15 protein-coding genes are annotated in these 19409 nt (G+C 38.3%); 10 read left to right on the top strand and 5 right to left on the bottom strand.

Annotated features, from left to right (window positions below):
* Positions 1-94: 94 nt before the first annotated feature.
* The 3 genes from ACO1O5_RS04945 (at position 95) to ACO1O5_RS04935 (ending at position 2613) form a co-directional block, all read left to right on the top strand.
* Positions 95-1381, top strand: a complete 1287-nt coding sequence (locus tag ACO1O5_RS04945) for a T9SS type A sorting domain-containing protein (protein ID WP_486268730.1) — start codon at positions 95-97, stop codon at positions 1379-1381.
* Positions 1382-1481: 100 nt separating this feature from the next.
* Complete coding sequence (locus tag ACO1O5_RS04940; protein ID WP_486268729.1) at positions 1482-1955, top strand: hypothetical protein; 474 nt, start codon at positions 1482-1484, stop codon at positions 1953-1955.
* A 340-nt stretch (positions 1956-2295) separates the two neighbouring features.
* Positions 2296-2613, top strand: coding sequence for a hypothetical protein (locus ACO1O5_RS04935; RefSeq protein ID WP_486268728.1), 318 nt, complete (start codon positions 2296-2298; stop codon positions 2611-2613).
* Positions 2614-2716: 103 nt separating this feature from the next.
* Here the strand turns inward: ACO1O5_RS04935 and ACO1O5_RS04930 are convergent, their stop codons facing one another.
* Positions 2717-2926, bottom strand: a complete 210-nt coding sequence (locus ACO1O5_RS04930) for a hypothetical protein (RefSeq protein WP_486268727.1) — start codon at positions 2924-2926, stop codon at positions 2717-2719.
* A gap of 177 nt (positions 2927-3103) precedes the next feature.
* Between ACO1O5_RS04930 and ACO1O5_RS04925 the strand changes: the two genes are divergently transcribed.
* Positions 3104-4348, top strand: coding sequence for a TCR/Tet family MFS transporter (locus tag ACO1O5_RS04925; RefSeq protein ID WP_486268726.1), 1245 nt, complete (start codon positions 3104-3106; stop codon positions 4346-4348).
* 51 nt (positions 4349-4399) lie between these two features.
* Here the strand turns inward: ACO1O5_RS04925 and ACO1O5_RS04920 are convergent, their stop codons facing one another.
* Positions 4400-6409 (bottom strand): thioredoxin domain-containing protein, encoded by a 2010-nt coding sequence (locus ACO1O5_RS04920; protein WP_486268725.1) that lies wholly within the window; start codon positions 6407-6409, stop codon positions 4400-4402.
* 351 nt (positions 6410-6760) lie between these two features.
* On the opposite strand from ACO1O5_RS04920, the gene hutI reads away from it, so the two are divergent.
* A complete protein-coding gene (hutI, locus tag ACO1O5_RS04915) occupies positions 6761-8002 on the top strand; it encodes an imidazolonepropionase (RefSeq protein ID WP_486268724.1) in 1242 nt (413 codons plus the stop codon).
* 179 nt (positions 8003-8181) lie between these two features.
* The gene (gene ftcD / locus ACO1O5_RS04910) at positions 8182-9867 is read left to right on the top strand and encodes a glutamate formimidoyltransferase (protein ID WP_486268723.1); all 1686 of its coding nucleotides are present in this window, start codon (positions 8182-8184) and stop codon (positions 9865-9867) included.
* A 45-nt stretch (positions 9868-9912) separates the two neighbouring features.
* Here the strand turns inward: ftcD and ACO1O5_RS04905 are convergent, their stop codons facing one another.
* A complete protein-coding gene (locus ACO1O5_RS04905; RefSeq protein WP_486268722.1) occupies positions 9913-10701 on the bottom strand; it encodes an SDR family oxidoreductase in 789 nt (262 codons plus the stop codon).
* Between the two features lie 61 nt (positions 10702-10762).
* Positions 10763-10909: a hypothetical protein gene (locus tag ACO1O5_RS04900; RefSeq protein WP_486268721.1), complete on the bottom strand. Its 147-nt coding sequence runs from the start codon at positions 10907-10909 to the stop codon at positions 10763-10765.
* Between the two features lie 286 nt (positions 10910-11195).
* Between ACO1O5_RS04900 and ACO1O5_RS04895 the strand changes: the two genes are divergently transcribed.
* From ACO1O5_RS04895 to ACO1O5_RS04880, 4 genes are all read left to right on the top strand, one after another.
* Positions 11196-13079 (top strand): DNA topoisomerase IV subunit B, encoded by a 1884-nt coding sequence (locus tag ACO1O5_RS04895; protein WP_486268720.1) that lies wholly within the window; start codon positions 11196-11198, stop codon positions 13077-13079.
* Positions 13080-13169: 90 nt separating this feature from the next.
* Entirely contained in the window at positions 13170-13523 is a 354-nt protein-coding gene (locus ACO1O5_RS04890) for a four helix bundle protein (RefSeq protein ID WP_486268719.1), read from the top strand.
* A gap of 45 nt (positions 13524-13568) precedes the next feature.
* Positions 13569-14384 carry a DUF1835 domain-containing protein gene (locus ACO1O5_RS04885; RefSeq protein ID WP_486268718.1) on the top strand — a complete coding sequence of 272 codons (816 nt, stop codon included), beginning with the start codon at positions 13569-13571 and terminating at the stop codon, positions 14382-14384.
* Positions 14385-14515: 131 nt separating this feature from the next.
* Complete coding sequence (locus ACO1O5_RS04880; protein WP_486268717.1) at positions 14516-17041, top strand: DNA gyrase/topoisomerase IV subunit A; 2526 nt, start codon at positions 14516-14518, stop codon at positions 17039-17041.
* A gap of 4 nt (positions 17042-17045) precedes the next feature.
* On the opposite strand, the gene ACO1O5_RS04875 is transcribed toward ACO1O5_RS04880, so the two are convergent.
* On the bottom strand, positions 17046-19409 hold a 2364-nt coding region (locus ACO1O5_RS04875), incomplete at its 5' end, for a hybrid sensor histidine kinase/response regulator (protein WP_486268716.1).

Below are 19409 nucleotides of genomic sequence, written 5' to 3'. Positions count from 1 at the left end.
TTCCTTTATTACATAGAGGTTGTAATTATTAGAAAAACTTCCACTCCTTTTCCTTCGAATTCCATAATTTTTATTACACTTCTAAAACTTTTTTATGGAAAAGAAATTTACGTCTGAAACAAGGACAATTGCTTGCTCCCTGATGGCAATTATGTTTTTATTCTTAAGCAGTATTACTTCAAAAACTTATGCCCAGGTTAGTTGTGCTAATCAGAAGATAATATTTTTACAAACCTTCGGAACCGGAACTACACCCTCGAGTGATCCGGACGTTGTTCCAACCGGGCTGACCTATCAAGCCACAGGTTCTCTCGGCGCCGAAGGCGTATACAGGGTTATTAACAACACCCAACAAAAACCAGAATGGCAGAATTCGGCCGATCATACTGGCGATGCCAGTGGCAAGATGATGGTTATTAATGGCCAGGCCGAGACATATTATAGCCATGAAATTGATAGTGCTCGTGGATTTGACCCAGGCACTTACACGGCAAGTTTATGGATAATGAATGTCGATACATTCGGGCTTTGTGGCGTCGAAGCGTTGCTTCCCAACATAACCTTTAGGGTTGAATATTTGTCTGCTGCAAATACCTGGGAGCCATTAACGGGTTCACCTTATTCCGCAGCGCCTGTGCCGCAAACCGCCTCTTCCACACCGACATGGGTGCAATTGGGTTCAACGTTCTTACTTCCACCAACGGGGAATTTTAGAGTTACGAGTATAAGGCTCGTACTTTCTGACGGTACTGTTGGCGGTTGTGGAAATGATTTTGCGATGGATGATGTTCAGTTCTCTGCATGTCCTGCAGGTGGAGACTTACCTGTAACCTTTTTGGGAATAACTGCCAGGCAAAAAGGAAGTGGCGTTAGCGTTGACTGGTCAAGTGCTCAAGAGATCAACAGCAGCCATTTTGATATTTTAAAAAGTGCCGATGGCAATACGAACTGGGAGTTAGTTTCTTCAATAAATGCTGCAGGTAATAGTTCTTCAGTAAAGAAATATAGTGCATTTGATCCTAAACCGTTTAGCGGCATGAATTTTTACCACGTAAGGCAGGTCGATAAAGATGGCAATTTTACATATACAAAAACGGTAAGTGTAAATCTGAATTTTGCCAAGATTGGTATTTCAGTTTTGACAAATCCTTTCCATAACTCCCTTACGGTAGATTTTACAAGCGCAACGACCCAACCGGTTTTTGCCAGGTTAATTGACATTACCGGCAAGCAGGTGTCTATGGAAAAATGGACGGTTTCTACAGGAAGTTCTACTCAATATTTTTCAAATATAAACGGGTTGCAACAAGGCCTGTACATACTTAATATCACCAGCGGTAATGGTGAAGTCTTGTTCAACAACAAAGTGATTAAACAATAACACTACACAGGCATCGGCCTTTAAGGGGAAACCGTCATCGGTTTCCCCTTTTTATTTATTGAAAGAAAATTGTTTACCAAATACCGATATTTACCGGAACATGAAGGCATCATCGTTGAACGATATCAAAAGAGAATTGGAGCATAAAACCAGCGGGGAACTTCGTTCCTATTGCCTGAAGTTGGCAAAATTCAAAAAGGAAAATAAAGAGTTTCTTACTTTCCTGCTTTTTGAAGAGAACGATTTAGCATCATACGTTCATAAAATCAAAACAGAAACAACGCAGCTCTTTGATGAGATAAATTTTTCCAATGTTTATTTTGTCAAAAAAAGTCTGAGGAAAATCCTGAGATATGTCAACAGACATATAAAGTTTGTATCATCGAAACAATCTGAAGCGGAAATTCTTATCCATTTTTGTAATTGCTTCGTCGATTACTCGCTCCCGTTATATACAAGCAGGCAGCTATCGAATTTATACGAATCGCAATTGGGGAAAATAAGTTCAGTTCTGTCTACACTCCATCACGATTTGCAATATGACCTGGGAAGGGTGCTGAAAAAGTTACCCTAGAAATATTTACCTGTTCTTATTTTTTGGTAACTTCATTATTCATCAAATAAAAAGGAGGTATTCATGCAATCTACAGATAGAACATGGATTCCTTTGCTGACAGTGGGTTAGCAGGTTTCCATAAAAATAATCTGTGCGCAATATAGCGCTGCGACCACCGGTTTTTCCGGTGGTTTTTTCGGAAATTTACTTTGAAGATATTATATTACTTTAATTATTTTTAACTTTCAAAATCCTTGGAATCAAATTTGATAATAAAAATTACAGAATATAATATATGATCTTGCTGATATATTTATATTCATTCACAACATCAATTTTTCACTTAAAAACTATTAAAATGAAATTAAAGAAAATTGTCCCTGTATTAGTAATGGCCGTGTGTACAATCCTGGTAACGCCGGCATTTGCGGGAATTGACAATCCAGTAACCCCAACTGAACAAACTGGCAACGCCAATCACGAACAACAGTTGATGAAAAGGCTGGAGGAAATAAAGGATATGGATAAAAGCAACCTCACTTCATCTGAAAGGAAAGCACTTAGGAAGGAGGTAAAAGAAATGAAAAAGGAAGTTAAGAGATCGGGCAGTAGAGGAATTTACTTATCCGTTGGTGCCATTATAATTATAATATTACTATTAATTCTTCTTTTATAATTAGATTGTAATGAAGCGATAAAATGCCCGGCTCTTCAGCCGGGTATTTTTCTTTTTATTAAACTATCTTAAAAGGGATTAAAAGTGCAATATTTCTTGCTTCCTATTTTCTCTTTCCTGCCACAACTAACACAACTCCAATAATTGCGATAAGGCCTCCGGCATAGGTTGGCCAACCTATCCATTTATTTTCAGTTTTACTAATCTGTATCGGCCCGGCGTCAACAATATTCTTTTTCACCGGTACAGAGAATCCCTTAATTAAAATCATTATAATTCCCGCGGCTATTAATATCCATCCGGCTGTTTTCATATTTGTATTTTTAAGGTTTTAAAAAAATAATGCGTTTGTAAAATCAAAATTCAAACGATCACATGACAGTTACAACTATCTTACCAAACCTTATTTCCGATTCATTGTTTTTTGATAATACGGGTAATTAATTTTTTTAGGGATTATTTTCCTTCATCTTTGACCAAAATATTTTAAATGCGTTCTAGCGGAAAGTCTGCGCTTGGGTTTATATTTTTTACACTTCTAATTGATGTGACGGGACTGGGTATTATTATTCCCGTTTTGCCAAAACTCATTGAAGAATTAATTCATGGTAATATAAGTTTGGCTTCGCGTTACGGTGGATGGCTCACATTCGCCTATGCTATAATGCAGTTCTTATTTTCCCCTTTCCTCGGTAACCTTAGTGATAAGTACGGCCGAAGGCCAATTCTCTTATTTTCGTTATTTGGGTTTGGGGTTGATTATATATTTTTATCGTTTGCGCCAACCATCGGATGGCTTTTTGTTGGGCGCACTTTTGCTGGCATAACGGGTGCAAGTTTTACAACTGCGACCGCATACATAGCAGATATTAGCGCACCGGAGGATAGGGCCAAAAATTTTGGATTGGTGGGAGCTGCATTTGGGCTTGGGTTTATCATTGGACCAGTGGTCGGGGGACTACTGGGACAGTATGGTTCCCGTGTTCCCTTTATGGCAGCAGCGGGGCTTACATTTTTAAATTTCGCCTACGGTTTTCTCGTATTGCCGGAATCACTACCGCTTGCTAATAGACGAAAATTCGAATGGAAGCGGGCTAACCCGTTTGGAGCCTTTAAGCACTTAAAAAAATATCCGGCAGTTGCAGCACTTGCCTTGTCGTTCTTTTTGGTCTATATGGCCGGACAATCTGTGCAGAGCGTATGGGCCTTTTTCGGAATTGAACGTTTTAGGTGGAGTGAAAAAGTTATTGGCCTTTCACTTGGAATGGTTGGGTTACTTGTTGGACTTGTACAGGGAGTTCTAATAAGATACATTAACCCAAAACTCGGCAATACTAAAAGTATTTATATTGGTTTTGGCATGTACGCATTGGGGTTAGTTCTATTTGCATGCGCTACGCAAGGTTGGATGATGTTTGTCTTTTTGGTTCCCTATTGCCTTGGAGGAATTTCGGGACCTGCATTGCAATCTATTATAACGGGGCATGTTCCGGCAAATGAGCAAGGAGAATTGCAGGGAGCTCTAACAAGTCTAATTAGTGCTTCTGCCATTATCAGTCCCGTTATTATGACAACTCTCTTTGCACACTTTACATCAAAATCAACTGCCATCTACTTTCCCGGAGCACCTTTTGTTTTGGGAGCAATATTAATGGCTTTCGCAGGTGTTGTAGCTTATAAGGTATTAAGCAAAGAGAAAGAAGGCCTCGATTACGAAATTAAATCACCAACCTAAAAATACCTGGCGTTAACAATGAGTAAAGTATTGAAACATTAGGATTGCTGACTATCTCATCTGTTTTAGGGCCATAGTAACGTCTTCTACCGGTAGCTGGCATGTTTTATTTTCACAAACATAGATGGCCGTTTTTTTATCAATTAATTTATTTTGCAATAGGGCCAGGCTTCCTTCTTTTTCTCCACCCATGTAGATTACATCAGGCAAATAATGGCGATGAAATTCCGAAAGCTTTTGCGGCCAGCTACTTCCCATAATTGCTACTTCATAAGGTAACTTTATTTGCAAAGTCATGGCTTGTGCCCAGTTACTATAATAAGCAGGATTTTTCTTAATATCCTCAATGACATTCTTTACTAATTGTGTTGACTGCTCTTCGTATTTATTGTTTTCGAAGTAAAGACCAAGCAACAATAAATTTTTCGCCATTTCACTATTGGAAGAAGAAATCACGTTATCGGCAACTTCCATTTTACGTGCGATTAAATTACTATGTTGATCATCGGTGTAGAAATACATTCCTGAAGTTTTATCATAGAAATGTTCTTCAACATATTTGGTAAAATTATTGGCCTGTTGCAAATATTCTTCTATAAAATTCACCTGGTAGTAATCAATAAGCGTGCTTATCATAAAAGCATAGTCATCTAAAAATGCCGGTATCGTTGCTGTATTGTTTTTATAATTCCTATATACAGCATTTTCTTTTGTTGCGATATTTTTTAAGAGAAAAGCAATGTTTGCTTCCGCCATTTTCAGAAAATCTTTTTCGCCGAAAACATTGTAAGCGGCAATCAGGCCTTTTGACATGAGGGCGTTCCAGGACGTAAGTATCTTATCGTCAGTGTGAGGCCTTATTCGTTTATCCCTTGCCGTGAGTACTTTCAACTTAAGGCTATCAATTTTATCTTGAAGTTGAGCTTCATTTAAGTCATATTTCTTTGCAACATTACTTTCCCCTTCAAGAATGTCGGGTATATTTTTGTGCGGTTCCCAATTGCCTTTTTCTGTTATACCATAGTAATCACAAAAAAGATCCGCGTCATCGCCGAGTACTTGTTTTATTTCAGCTTTACTCCAAACGTAGAATTTTCCTTCTTCGCCCTCACTATCGGCATCGAGTGATGAGTAGAATCCACCTTCAGGGGATGTTAATTCCCGCTTAACAAAAGCAATTGTCTCGTATACTATTCTTTTATATAATGGGTTTTTAGTTACTTGAAAAGCATGACTATAGAGGCTTACAAGCTGTGCGTTGTCATATAGCATCTTCTCAAAATGGGGAGCATGCCAGTTTGGATCAGTGGCATACCTGGAAAATCCGCCGCCAACCTGGTCGTAAATACCACCTTCCGCCATATTTTTTAAAGTAGTCTCAACAGCCTTTAACGCATTAGCGTTTTTGCTGAAATAATTGTATTGTAAAAGATATTCCCATATGGAAGGCATAGGAAATTTCATCGAGCCTTTTGTGCCTCCTTTTTCAATGTCAATGCCACGGCTTAATGTGGTAAACATTTCGTCCATTGTAGCTTTTGAAAATGTCACGATTTTGGTATTCATCGGAACATTTTCAATATCTCTTATTCCTTTGGAAACGTTTGCTGCCTGTTCTTCAAGTTTTTGTTTTTGATTATTGTATAGATCCACAAAGTAGTTTAAAAGCTGGATCCATTTTTCTTTTGGAAAATATGTGCCAGCATAAAATGGCCTTCCATCAGGCAAGGCCAAAGCATTTAATGGCCAACCGCCACTTCCGTTAATGAGGTAAGCAGCATTCATATAAACCTGGTCCACATCCGGCCTCTCTTCCCGGTCAACCTTTATGCATACAAAATTTTTATTCATGATGTTAGCTACTACAGTATCCTCATAACTCTCATGCTCCATAACGTGGCACCAATGGCAGGCCGCATAGCCCACACTTATCAACAACATCTTATTTTCTTTCTTTGCTTTAGCAAGCGCGATGTCTCCCCAAGGGTACCAATCTACAGGGTTATGTGCGTGTTGCAGCAGATAAGGGCTGGTTTCATGTATAAGCTCATTTGTGTACATAAAATTTTGTTTTTCCGTAGCGGCTTTTTTTTGACTGCACGAAGAAAAACTAACAAGAAGAATTATAATGACAAGCAAAATTATTTTTCTGTCGGCAATCATAGTATTCGCAAACATAGTGAACGATAAGGGTTACTTTCAGGTGACCGGTCCTTTTTTCGACACTTCCCGTTACCTGTAACCGACATCAAAATAACGATAAATAATTTTGCTGCATATATCAATTGTGACAACAGCGTGAAGAATGACTTTCTTTGTTAGCGTCACTGGCTTCCGAAAATTAACCTCAAGGGTAAACATATCATTAATATAAATAGTTGAAAAGGTTTTTTCCGCATAAATTAGCGGTTGATGGCGACACAGATATTTACCGACATTCATTTACTTGTAAATACAAGAATGGAAAGCAATTTATTGCGCGGACATGACCTCGTCACTTTGCCATGCATTGAAAATTCTTATTTAATTATTGAAGACGATATTATCGCAGAATTTGGCGATATGGACTCATTTAAATATCAAAACATTAGCACAAAAGTTGCTAAAAATTCAATGATATTACCATCTTGGTGTGATAGTCATACGCATCTTGTATTTGCGGGCAGCAGGGAGAATGAGTTTGTAGATAAATTAAAAGGATTGAGTTATGCAGAGATAGCAGCAAATGGCGGTGGCATTTTGAATTCTGCGCGAAGATTAAAAGAAACTTCGGAAGATGAACTGTTTCGCCAGGCATCCAAACGACTTGATGAAGTAAGCAAATTAGGAACCGGGGCGATTGAAATAAAAAGCGGTTATGGATTATCGTTAGAAGGGGAGTTGAAAATGTTGAGAGTTATTAAAAGATTAAAAGAAAATACCCGGATTCAAATAAAATCAACTTTTCTCGGTGCCCATGCTTTTCCGGCTGAATATAAAGATGATCATCGTGCTTATCTTGATCTTTTGATCGATGACCTGCTTCCGGTAATAGCAAAAGACAAACTTGCAGATTATATAGACGTATTTTGTGAAAATGGATTTTTTTCTGCCGAAGAAATGGAAACAATCTGCCTGGTAGGAAAAAGCTTTGGCCTAAAACCGAAGTTACATGTGAATCAACTTAAAAGTATTGGAGGAATAGAAAAAGGAATTGAATTAAACGCCGTTTCGCTTGATCATCTTGAGACTTTAACTGAAGAAGAAATTAAAATGCTTGGCAACTATAATGGTTGTTCCACCTTGCTTCCAACGGCTGCATTTTTTTTGGGAATGCACTATCAGCCGGCGAGAAAACTTATTGAGGCCAACGCCGCAATTGCTTTGGCATCTGATTATAATCCCGGTTCATCGCCATCGGGGAATATGAATTTTGTTGTGGCGTTAAGTTGCATTCAATTGAAAATGTTACCAGAGGAAGCCATTAATGCAGCAACCATAAATGGCGCTTTTGCAATGGAAATTGAGAAAGAATATGGTAGCATAACGGTCGGAAAAAAGGCGAATCTCATTTTTACAAAGCCAATTCCCTCTCTGGCCTATCTTCCATATTCATTCGGAAGTAATTTAATAGATAGGGTTATGATTAAAGGAGAGTTTATAAACAGTGATTGAATTAAAGGCTCATAATAAAAAAGGTTCACTGTTAGCGAATGTTATTCTGAAAAAGTGTTATAACTTTTCGCGGCGATTTGGGAGATAGTAAGGCCAATACATTACGCTATCGTAAAAATATTTACAACAAAAATTACTGCCTGATACATAATTTTTAATTCATAATTCTCAATTACAACATGCAACTTATCGAATGTGTCCCGAATTTTTCTGAAGGCAGAGATCTCAGTATCATTAAGCAAATAACCGACGAAATAGAAAATGTTGAGGGAGTGAGTTTGTTGAACGTTGATCCTGGTAAAGCAACCAACCGCACAGTAGCAACATTTGTTGGCAATCCACAATCCGTAATGGAAGCGGCTTTTAAGGCAATAAAAAAAGCTGGTGAGTTAATTGATATGAGTAAGCACACTGGTGAACATCCGCGAATGGGCGCAACTGATGTCTGCCCTTTAATACCGGTGTCGAATATTTCTATGGAAGAGACGGCAAAGTATGCGCAGGAATTGGCGAGGCGTGTTGGAGAAGATTTGCAGTTACCTGTTTATTTATATGAAGCTGCTCAACCTGATAAAAAAAGAGATAATCTTTCAATAATAAGAGCAGGGGAGTACGAAGGCTTCTTCAAAAAAATTCAGCAGCCCGAATGGAAACCGGATTTTGGCCCGGCCGTTTTCGATGCAAAACGTGGTGCAACAGTAATTGGTGCCAGGGATTTTTTAGTAGCCTATAACGTTAATCTAAATACCACGTCAACCCGCAGGGCAAATTCAATTGCATTTGATGTGCGTGAAGCAGGACGAGTAAAACGGGAAGGTGATCCCATTACCGGCGAAATTGTTAGAGATAAAGATGGAAGTCCGGTATCTGTTCCGGGAAGTTTAAAAAGTGTAAAAGCCATTGGCTGGTTTATTGAAGAATATGGCATTGCGCAAATCTCAATGAACCTTACGAACATTAACATAACACCAGTGCATATTGCGTTCGACGAGGTTTGTAAAAGAGCGGAAGCGCGTGGGATACGCGTTACCGGTAGTGAGCTTGTTGGTCTTATACCCTTGCAGGCATTGCTCGATGCAGGGAAATATTTTTTGAAAAAGCAACAGCGCTCGGCCGGCGTTAGTGAAAAAGAATTGATACGGATTTCGATACTTTCTTTGGGACTTAACGAACTCTCTCCATTTGACCCGGAAGAAAAAATAATTGAATATAAACTTCGGAGCAAAGCTGATAGCAAATACGTTCGGATGTCTCTGGGCGAATTTGCAGATGAAACAGCGAGCGAGAGTCCGGCTCCCGGAGGTGGTTCAGTTGCAGCCTATGTTGGTTCTTTAGCGATTTCCCTTGGTACAATGGTGGCCAATCTTTCATCACATAAAAAAGGATGGGATAAACGCTGGGAAGAGTTTAGCAACTGGGCCGAAAAAGGGCAGCAATTTAAAGATGAATTGCTACAACTTGTTGATGAAGATACCAGGGCGTTCAACCTGATCATGAATGCATTTTCTTTGCCGAGGGCAACAGAAGAAGAAAAATCGATCAGGACTCAATCAATTCAAAGTGCAACGAAATATGCTATTGAAGTTCCATTCAAAGTAATGCAGGCAAGTTTTGCAGGAATGCAAATTATTAAGGCAATGGCTGAAACGGGCAATCCAAATTCCGTTTCAGACGCAGGCGTAGGCGCCTTATGCGCACGAAGTGCTGTGATGGGCGCCTTCATGAATGTTCGTATAAACGCAGCAGGATACGATGACAGGATTTTTGCCAAAGAGATGGTTGCCAGGGGAAAAGAAATCGAAAATAAAACGATTGCTTTGGAAGCAGAAATAATAAAAATTGTGAATGAAAAGATTGGGTTGTAAATGCCATCAAATTCGTAATAATTAATTCACCATTCTCTATACGAATTACAAGCAACTCAATCTTCCTCCATCAACCGGCAGATTTATCCCAGTTATATAAGAAGCTGCAGGCGAACATAAAAAAGCAACAGCAGCACCAAATTCTGCCGGGGTTCCGATTTTGCGCATAGGTATCTGCGTTATGAAATCCCCTTCGATCTCATCTTCCTTTTTTTGTGTCTGAGCCATTTTATTTTTTACAATTGAATCATAGCGGGCGGTTCTGGTGTAGCCGGGTAGAACATTATTAACTGTGATGCCAAATTGCCCCAACTCATTTGCCAATGTTTTTGCCCAACTTGCAACAGCAGCACGAACTGTATTTGAAACCGCGAGCCCTGCAATTGGTTCCTTTACTGACGTTGAAATTATATTAACAATCCGGCCATATCCTGATGATTTCATAGAAGGTAAAACGGCCTTAACTAATATATGATTACAGATCAGATGGCTATTAAAAGCCTGCAGAAATTCTTGCGGAGTAGCATCAACGGCGTTACCGCCTTTTGGTCCGCCGGTATTATTTACCAGGATGTTTACTGATTTATCGTCGGTAATATAATTGTTAATGGCGCTTTCCACTATTTCAGGGTATTGGAAATCGGCAACGATGTAACAATGTTGTTGTCCGCCTTGGACAGTTAAATTTTTAACGGCATCTTTAAGCTTTTTTTCATCTCTTGCCATTAAGGTGATATTGGCACCCAGTAAAGCAAGTTCCACGGCTGATGCCCATCCAAGCCCTTGCGTGCTTCCGCAAACAATTGCATTTTTGCCCGTTAAATTCAGATCCATTTTAATTTTTGACTTAAATCTTAAAGAATATTTTCAATAGCGAATTTAGTTAACAACTATGTTACCTATGCCTGTGGTAATGTTTGATCAAATGTTTATGATGTTTGTGGTGGATATAATGGCGGTGGCGTCCCAGTTCTTTCTGCGATGCAAATGACGAAAAGGCCAGGAATAATAAACCACCTGTCAGTAAGGCTATTTTTTTCATAAAGTACTTTTAAAAGATAAATCTACTCGTAAATTCTGTTTTTTCATAGCGATAATATTTAGTTAACGCGAAAAGTATTGGGAAATTTCCCCAATAATATTGTTATTCACACCTGTTTAAAAAATTCAGATTTTTTTGGCGGGGTGTTTCATTATATTTGGCGCAATGACTTGCACTGGGAAATTATTTTTTTCGTACTCTAAAAAATTTCATTCCGTTTAGATAAAAAGTCAATAAAATACTTTGCTCAAAAATTCTTTCTTTTGACCCCAAAATATGAAAAACAATGGCCGATAAAAACTTATTTGATTATAACGAAGACTCGATAAAAAGTCTTGACTGGAAAGAACATATACGGTTAAGGCCCGGGATGTACATCGGCAAACTCGGCGATGGTAGCAGCGCCGATGATGGTATTTATGTTCTGCTAAAAGAAGTGATTGATAACTGTATTGATGAGCATACTATGGGATTTGGGAAACATGTAGATGTTGAGATAAAAGACAAAACCGTTACCGTCCGCGATTATGGAAGAGGTATTCCGCTGGGCAAAGTGGTAGACGTTGTGAGTAAAATAAATACAGGCGCAAAATATGACAGCAAAGCTTTTCAGAAAAGTGTGGGCCTTAATGGAGTTGGAACAAAAGCAGTAAATGCTTTAAGTAGTTATTTCAAAGTAACTGCCTTTAGAGAAGGCAAACAAAAAACAGCAGTTTTTGAAAAAGGTTTTTTGATAAAAGAATTTAAAGAAGAAAAGACGAGCGATGATAACGGCACATTAGTGGAGTTTATTCCCGATGAAAAAATCTTTAAAAGTTATCATTACCTGCAGGAATTTCTGGACAACCAGTTTTGGAATTATTGTTTTCTTAATGCGGGCCTTGTTATCAATTATAATGGCAAAAGATATGTGAGTAAAAATGGCTTACTCGATTTGTTGCAACGCAAAACCAATGAGGACGAAAACCGTTATCCTATTATCCATCTAAAAGCGGATGATATTGAAGTCGCTATCACCCACAACAATCAATATGGAGAAGAATATTACAGCTTTGTGAACGGGCAGTTTACTACACAGGGTGGAACACACCTGGCTGGATTCAGAGAAGGGTATATTAAAACCATTCGCGATTTTTATAAGAAAGATTATGACGCCTCGGACATACGGGGAAGCATATGCGCAGCTATCAGTGTACGTGTTCAGGAACCGGTTTTCGAAAGCCAGACAAAAACAAAGCTTGGATCCCAGATTATGTATGAGAATGGCCCCGGCGTTAAAAATTTTATTGCTGATTTTTTAGGCCGTGAATTAAATAACTTCCTGCATAAAAATCCTGAAACGGCTGAAGCACTCAAAAAGAGAATAGAACAAAATGAACGTGAAAGAAAAGAATTAGCGGGTATAAAAAAACTTGCTAATGAAAGGGCAAAAAAAGCCAATCTTCATAACAAAAAACTGCGGGATTGCCGGTTTCATTTTAATGACGTTGCCGAAGGAAAGAATAAAAATGAGATAAATGCAAAACGGCTGGAGACAACTATTTTTATTACGGAAGGCGATAGTGCCAGTGGTTCAATCACCAAGTCGCGAAATGTAGAAACCCAGGCGGTCTTTAGCTTGAGAGGAAAACCGTTGAATTGTTTTGGCCTCACAAAAAAAGTCGTGTATGAAAACGAAGAATTTAATTTGTTGCAACATGCATTAAATATTGAAGACGGCTTTGAAGAATTGAGATATAATAATATTGTTTTTGCAACCGATGCTGATGTTGATGGCATGCACATAAGGTTATTGTTGATGACTTTTTTTCTCCAGTTCTTTCCTGACCTTGTAAAAAACGGGCATGTTTATATCTTAGAAACACCGCTGTTTCGCGTTAGAAATAAACAGGAAACAATTTATTGTTATGATGAAAATGAAAAACAAAAAGCCATTAGTAAATTAGGGAACAAGCCTGAGATAACCAGGTTTAAAGGGCTCGGAGAGATTTCACCTGAGGAGTTTGGAAAATTTATCGGCGAAGATATTCGCCTGCAACCTGTGATGCTTTTACCCGAGGTTCATATACAGCAATTGCTGGAATATTATATGGGAAAAAATTCTCCGTCCCGCCAGGATTTTATTATTGATAATTTAAAAGTTGAACTGGATTTGGCTGAAGCTGTTTAATTAAGAATTATGAATTGACAATTAAGAATTAGTAACGCCATTACTAAAATCCTCTTTTCTTTAAAGCAATTTAAAATTAAAAGTCTTATTATGAAACGGAACAATATTATTTTAGAAAAGTCTTACACTTTTGCATTGCGTATAATTAAATTGTATATGCATTTAAGAAAACAAAAAGTAGAAAGAGAATTATTAATCCAACTTTTGAAAAGCGGAACGTCAATTGGACCGAATGTTGAAGAAGCAGTGGGAGCGCAATCAAAAAGTGATTTTATTCATAAGCTTGGTATTGCTTATAAAGAATCAAGAGAAACATCATATTGGCTTAGATTATTCCGGGATGCAGAAATAATTGAATTAAAACTTTCTGAATCATTTTTATTGGAATCTGAAGAATTAAAAAAGATACTTTCTTCCATTCTAAAAACAAGTAAGAATATCTGATGCTGCGTAATTCTTAATTTTTAATTGATAATTTTTAATTGATAAATGATACATATAGTTTTCCAGGAGCATGATGTTGAAACTCTAAAAAAGGCGATAAAGTTGGATGAATCGTTGCAGGGAGATGTTATCCAGGTAACAGATGATTTTGCCGTAGGGCCCTTGTTAAATATTTATACTGATGAAGGTATCGCCGCCCGTAAACAATGGTGGCGTGAGGTATTGTCTGGTAGCCACTACGAAAGAATAGTTGATGATGGATCTGTTGCAGATGACAATAAAACTGTCGCTGAATTACTAGAACGGCTAAAAGCCAATCCTGAAGAAATAGTTTGGGTCTGGGCGGCACAAAACAAACATGATGTGTCAGGTTATTATTGGTTAGTCAGCCAGCTAAAAGATTTGCAGGGCAGAATTTTTATTTTGTATCTGAATAATCTTCCCTTCATAAATGAGAAGGGGCATATTTTCTACCCGACTAATATATTTGAAATTCAGCCCAAAGAGTTTTTAAAAGCAAAAAAATTAGCCCGCACCATAACATTGAGTGAATTTGAAGTGGATCCGGATGAATGGATAAAATTATGTGCCGAAAATAAAGGAGTTAGAATCTTAGAGGGCGGAAAAAAATTAATGCAATATGACTATGACTATTATGACACAGAACTGATAGGATTCTTAACTCCCGACTGGCAGAAAGTAAATAAAATATTACATGCTTTTTTTTCAAAATCGAAAATAACTACCGGAGACGCCTACCTGCTTTGGAGGATAAGGCTTATGATAGCCGAAAATAAAATTGATGCGCAGGGAGATGCAAAAAATTTGAAAGAGTTCGAAGTGAAATTGAAAGTGAATTAATAGCCACAAATTGCACAGGTTAACGCGAATTGAAATAACAAAGAAAGGTTGTGGGCCGAATGTGTAACTTAAAACGTGCTGAACCTTATTCGTGTAAATTAGTGTAATTCGTGGCAATCAAAAATTGAAAAATGGCAAAGAGTATAAAAGATGACTACATACATAGTGATGCCGGAATCTCCGGCCAATATAAAACATGGTTCCTGGATTATGCAAGCTATGTAATTCTGGAGCGTGCGGTGCCGGCAGTGGAAGATGGCCTTAAGCCAGTTCAGCGCCGCATACTTCATGCAATGAAGGAAATGGATGATGGACGTTTTAATAAAGTTGCGAATATCATCGGTCAGAGCATGCAATACCATCCTCATGGAGATGCAAGCATTGGTGATGCACTGGTAAACCTTGGCCAAAAAGATCTCTTGATTGAGACGCAAGGCAACTGGGGCGATGTTCGCACTGGTGATGAAGCGGCAGCGCCGAGGTATATTGAAGCAAGGCTCAGCAAATTCGCCTTGGAAGTTGCGTTTAATAATAAGACTACCAATTGGCAGTTAAGTTATGATGGCAGAAAAAATGAGCCGGTGACACTTCCGATGAAATTTCCATTGTTGCTGGCCCAGGGGGCTGAAGGTATTGCTGTTGGACTAGCAACAAAAATTCTGCCTCACAATTTTTGTGAGTTGATAGAGGCAACAATTAAGTATTATAAAGGAAAAAAATTTGAACTCTATCCTGACTTTATTACTGGCGGCATGATTGATGTAACGAATTATAATAACGGTATACGTGGAGGTAAAGTACGGGTTCGATCAAGGATTGAAGAAATCGATAAAAAAACATTATCAATAAAAGACGTTCCTTATGGCTCAACAACTACACAATTAATTGAAAGTATTATCAAGGCGAATGATAATGGGAAGATTAAGATAAAAAAGGTAACGGATAATACGGCGGCGGAAGTTGAAATTACGGTTGATCTCGCTCCGGGCATTTCACCAGATATTACGATTGATGCATTGTATGCTTTTACCGATTGTGAAGTTTCCATATCACCCAATGCCTGTGTAATTAACGGGCAAAAGCCGGAGTTCCCGGGTGTAGAAGAGCTGCTAAAAGTTTCAGCCGACAATACCAAAGAATTGCTGAGAAAGGAACTTGAAATAAAACTTAAGGAGCTGCAGGAAAAATGGCACTATACCTCACTGGAAAAAATATTTTTTGAAGAAAAGATTTATAAGGAGCTTGAAAAGAAACACGAAACCTGGGAAAAAGTAATTGTTGCTATTGATAAAGCATTTGTTCCCTATAAGGTTCAACTTAAAAGAGATATCACGCGTGAAGATATTCTGAAACTAACTGAAAAGCCTGTACGAAGAATTTACAAACTTGATATTGATGAACTTAATGAACAGATAAAGGCATTGGAAGAAAACATAAAGCAGGTAAATCATGACCTTGAACATCTCACCCAATATGCAATAAGTTATTATGAAGAATTACTTAAAAAGTATGGGAAAGGCCGGGAAAGGAAAACAGAAATAAAACTCTTTGATACCATACAGGCTAAGGCAGTGGCCATAGCCAACACCAAAATTTATGTAAACAGGTCAGAAGGATTTATAGGTACAGGACTGAAGAAAGATGAATTCGTGGACGACTGTAGCGATCTCGATGATATAATTGCTTTTACCAAAACGGGGATCATGAAAGTGGTCAAGGTAGCGGATAAAGTATTTATAGGAAAAGATATTATTCACGTAGCAGTATTCAGGAAGAATGACGAACGTACTACCTACAACATGATTTATGCTGAAGGAAAGAAAGGCATAAGCTACGCGAAAAGATTTAATGTGACCGGAGTTACCCGCGATAAAGAATATGATCTTACCAAGGGAGATGAAAAAAGCAAAGTGCATTACTTCTCGGTGAATCCTAACGGGGAGGCAGAAACGGTAAAAATAATTTTGTCGCCGAATTCGAAGGCCAGGATTAAGGAACTTGAGTTTTCTTTCGAATCGCTGGATATCCGCAGCCGAAACAGTATTGGCAACCAGGTTACCAAATATGCTGTTAAATCAATACGATTACTGGAAAAGGGAAAGTCAACACTCGATAAACGCAAACTTTGGTTCGATGCTACTTTTGGACGGCTTAATGTAGAATCAAAAGGAAAGTTCCTCGGTAATTTTGATGGCGATGATAAAATCCTTATTATTTACAAAGATGGAAACTATGAAATAACAGGACAGGAAATTACACAGCGCTTTGATGCAGACAATATTGAACTGATAGAAAAATTTGATCCCGAGAAAATTATCACTGCGGTATATCTGGACAATGAAAAGCTGCAATACAATGTAAAGCGATTTAAGATTGAGACCAATACATTAAATACCAAATTCCTGTTTATAAAAGAAGGAGAGGGGAATCGTCTTTTAAAAGTTACAACAGCAGCAGAACCTCTGCTTGCCATGCAAACCGGTCGTGGTTCTCAAATTCGCAAGGCGAAAATAAAGCTTAACAAAGTGGTTGATGTAATGGGCTGGCGTGCCATTGGCAATAAGCTCACTGACTATTCCAAAAGTGATCAAATGGAATGGGTTGAACCTGTGGCTACCCCCACACAAAAAGATTTATTTGAAGAAGAAAACCAATAGGCACCTATTTGGAAACATGTGAGGAAGACGCGATTTGCTTCACATATTCTTTTAAAGGGACTTCGATTTTTTTGTACTCCGCTTCTGCTTGTTCCGCAAGCACGGTAAGGCCTTCATTGATTCCTGCTTTCGCAAACTCTTCCAGCTTAAGTAATATTTTTATAAGCCCGTTCGCCTGCACGATCCCGGCGCTCCCTTTCAATTTATGAGCTAATTTCTTAACTGCGTCAAAATTCTGTGAAAGGCATGCTTTTTTCAATTCGCTTAATTCGGCGGGGCTATTATAAAAAAATAGCGTTAGAACTTCGATGGTGTAACCAGCGTCATCCATCATCTCGATCTGGCTTAGATCGAACAAAGTTTCATGGGTTGTTTTTTCGTTGGACATAAAAGGGATTTTTTTAGGTATGGACTTGTCAAGGAAATAGGTGATACGTTTGTATAAAAATGTAAAATCAAACGGTTTCGATAGATAATCATTCATTCCAATTTCCAGGCATTTTGATTTTTCGCCTTTTAAGGCGGAGGCTGTCATTGCTATAATTGGAATGGTAAGATGCATTTCATTTCTGATGTATTTGGTTGCTGCATAACCATCCATTTCCGGCATCTGCAGGTCCATGATGATCAGGTCATAATCGCTGTTTTGCTTTAGGTAAAAAACCGCTTCTGCGCCATTATTTGCAATGTCTGCAATGCCGCCGGCTTTTTGCAGAACATGCCGTATCACTTTCTGGTTTACTTCGTTGTCTTCAGCAACAAGAAATTTCTTACCTTCAAAAAGGGAGCTGTAATTATTGACATTTTTACTCGCGAAAAGCATAGAACTTTCAGCATCGCTATAAGAATAAGGTATTGAAAATTTAAATGTGGTGCCCGAGTTGATTTTGCTCTCAACGGAAATTGATCCTCTCTGCATTTCGAGCAATTGTTTTGTAATTGCGAGGCCAAGCCCTGTGCCTCCGTACTTCCGGGAGGTTTCAATGCTGGCTTGTGTAAAGCTCTCAAATATTTCACTGATATTTTCGTCAGTAATTCCGATACCGGTGTCGGTTATTCGAAATTCCAACATGACTTCATCGGATGATTTGTTTTGAATTCCTATTTGAACGGTTATGCCTCCGGCTTGCGTGAATTTTACTGCGTTGCCAATAAGGTTAACTAAAATCTGGTTTAACCGGTAAGGATCCCCGTTTAATATACCGGGAATATTTTTATCGATGTTGAAGTCAAAAAATATTCTCTTGTCGAGGATCCTCGGTTTAAATATCGCCTTAACGTTATCTACGATTTCATGGAGCTTAAAATCAATTTTTTCCAACGTTAATTTACCGGCCTGTATTTTTGAAAAATCAAGGATGTCATTAATAATTACCAGTAAATTGTCAGAAGAACGCTTTATAGTATTAGCGAAATCTTTTTGTTCATCATTTAAACGCGTTTCTAATAAGAGATCCGTCATTCCCTGTATACCGTTCATGGGTGTACGAATTTCATGGCTCATATTTGCCAGAAATTGTTCCTGCATTTTTTTGGCATCTTCTGCCATTTTCTTAGCCTGGATTAATTGCTCCTCATACTTTACCCGCTCAGTGATGTCTGTGGCTATGCCGCTTATTCCATAAATTTCTTTGTTTGCATCCAACAGTGGAAATTTCATAATAAGAATGTGATGCTGTCCATCCTCCATATCAATAATTTCTTCCAGTTGCACGGGTTTGCGGGTTCTGAATACTTCGTCGTCTGAATATTTAAATCGCATTGCCTGCTTGCGATCTGCAAAATCAAAATCAGTTTTGCCGATCACGGTATTTTCAGTAACATTTAGTGCTTTCTTAAATTGCCTGTTTACCAACAGGTATCTTCCTTCAAGGTCTTTTATGTACATCAGCGAAGTGGCATTATCAAGAATAGATTGTAAGCGATCCTGGTTTTGCACCAGTTCAACTTCATACTTTCTTAATATTGCTTCCATTTCTTTTCTCTCAGTAATATCCTTTACTAAACATTGGAATCCTGTGGTAACATCATTTTCAGAAACAAGAATAGCAGATTGCTCCACCCATTTTATTTCACCTTCTTTTGTTTGGATACGAAATTCGTTTACGGTTTCGTCTAATTTATTTTTAACCTGGTTTTTGTAAATCACTTTAACTTCTTCCAGGCAGTCTTCGGCTATCAATTTAGTAAAGTGCATCCCCATTAATTCAGCAAGTGAATAACCGGTCAAATGGAATGCTTTACTGCTCGCAAACGTAATACAGCCGTCTATCGAGGTTGTATACATGACAACGCCGGCATTCTCTATCAGGTTCTTGTAAATTAGCTGATTGGCGGAAAGTTCGTTTTCGGCATTGATAGATGCTAT

Source organism: Ginsengibacter sp., assembly GCF_057362405.1.
The sequence above is the reverse complement of the archived record's forward strand: the minus strand, read 5'-3'. Positions and strand labels throughout refer to the sequence as shown.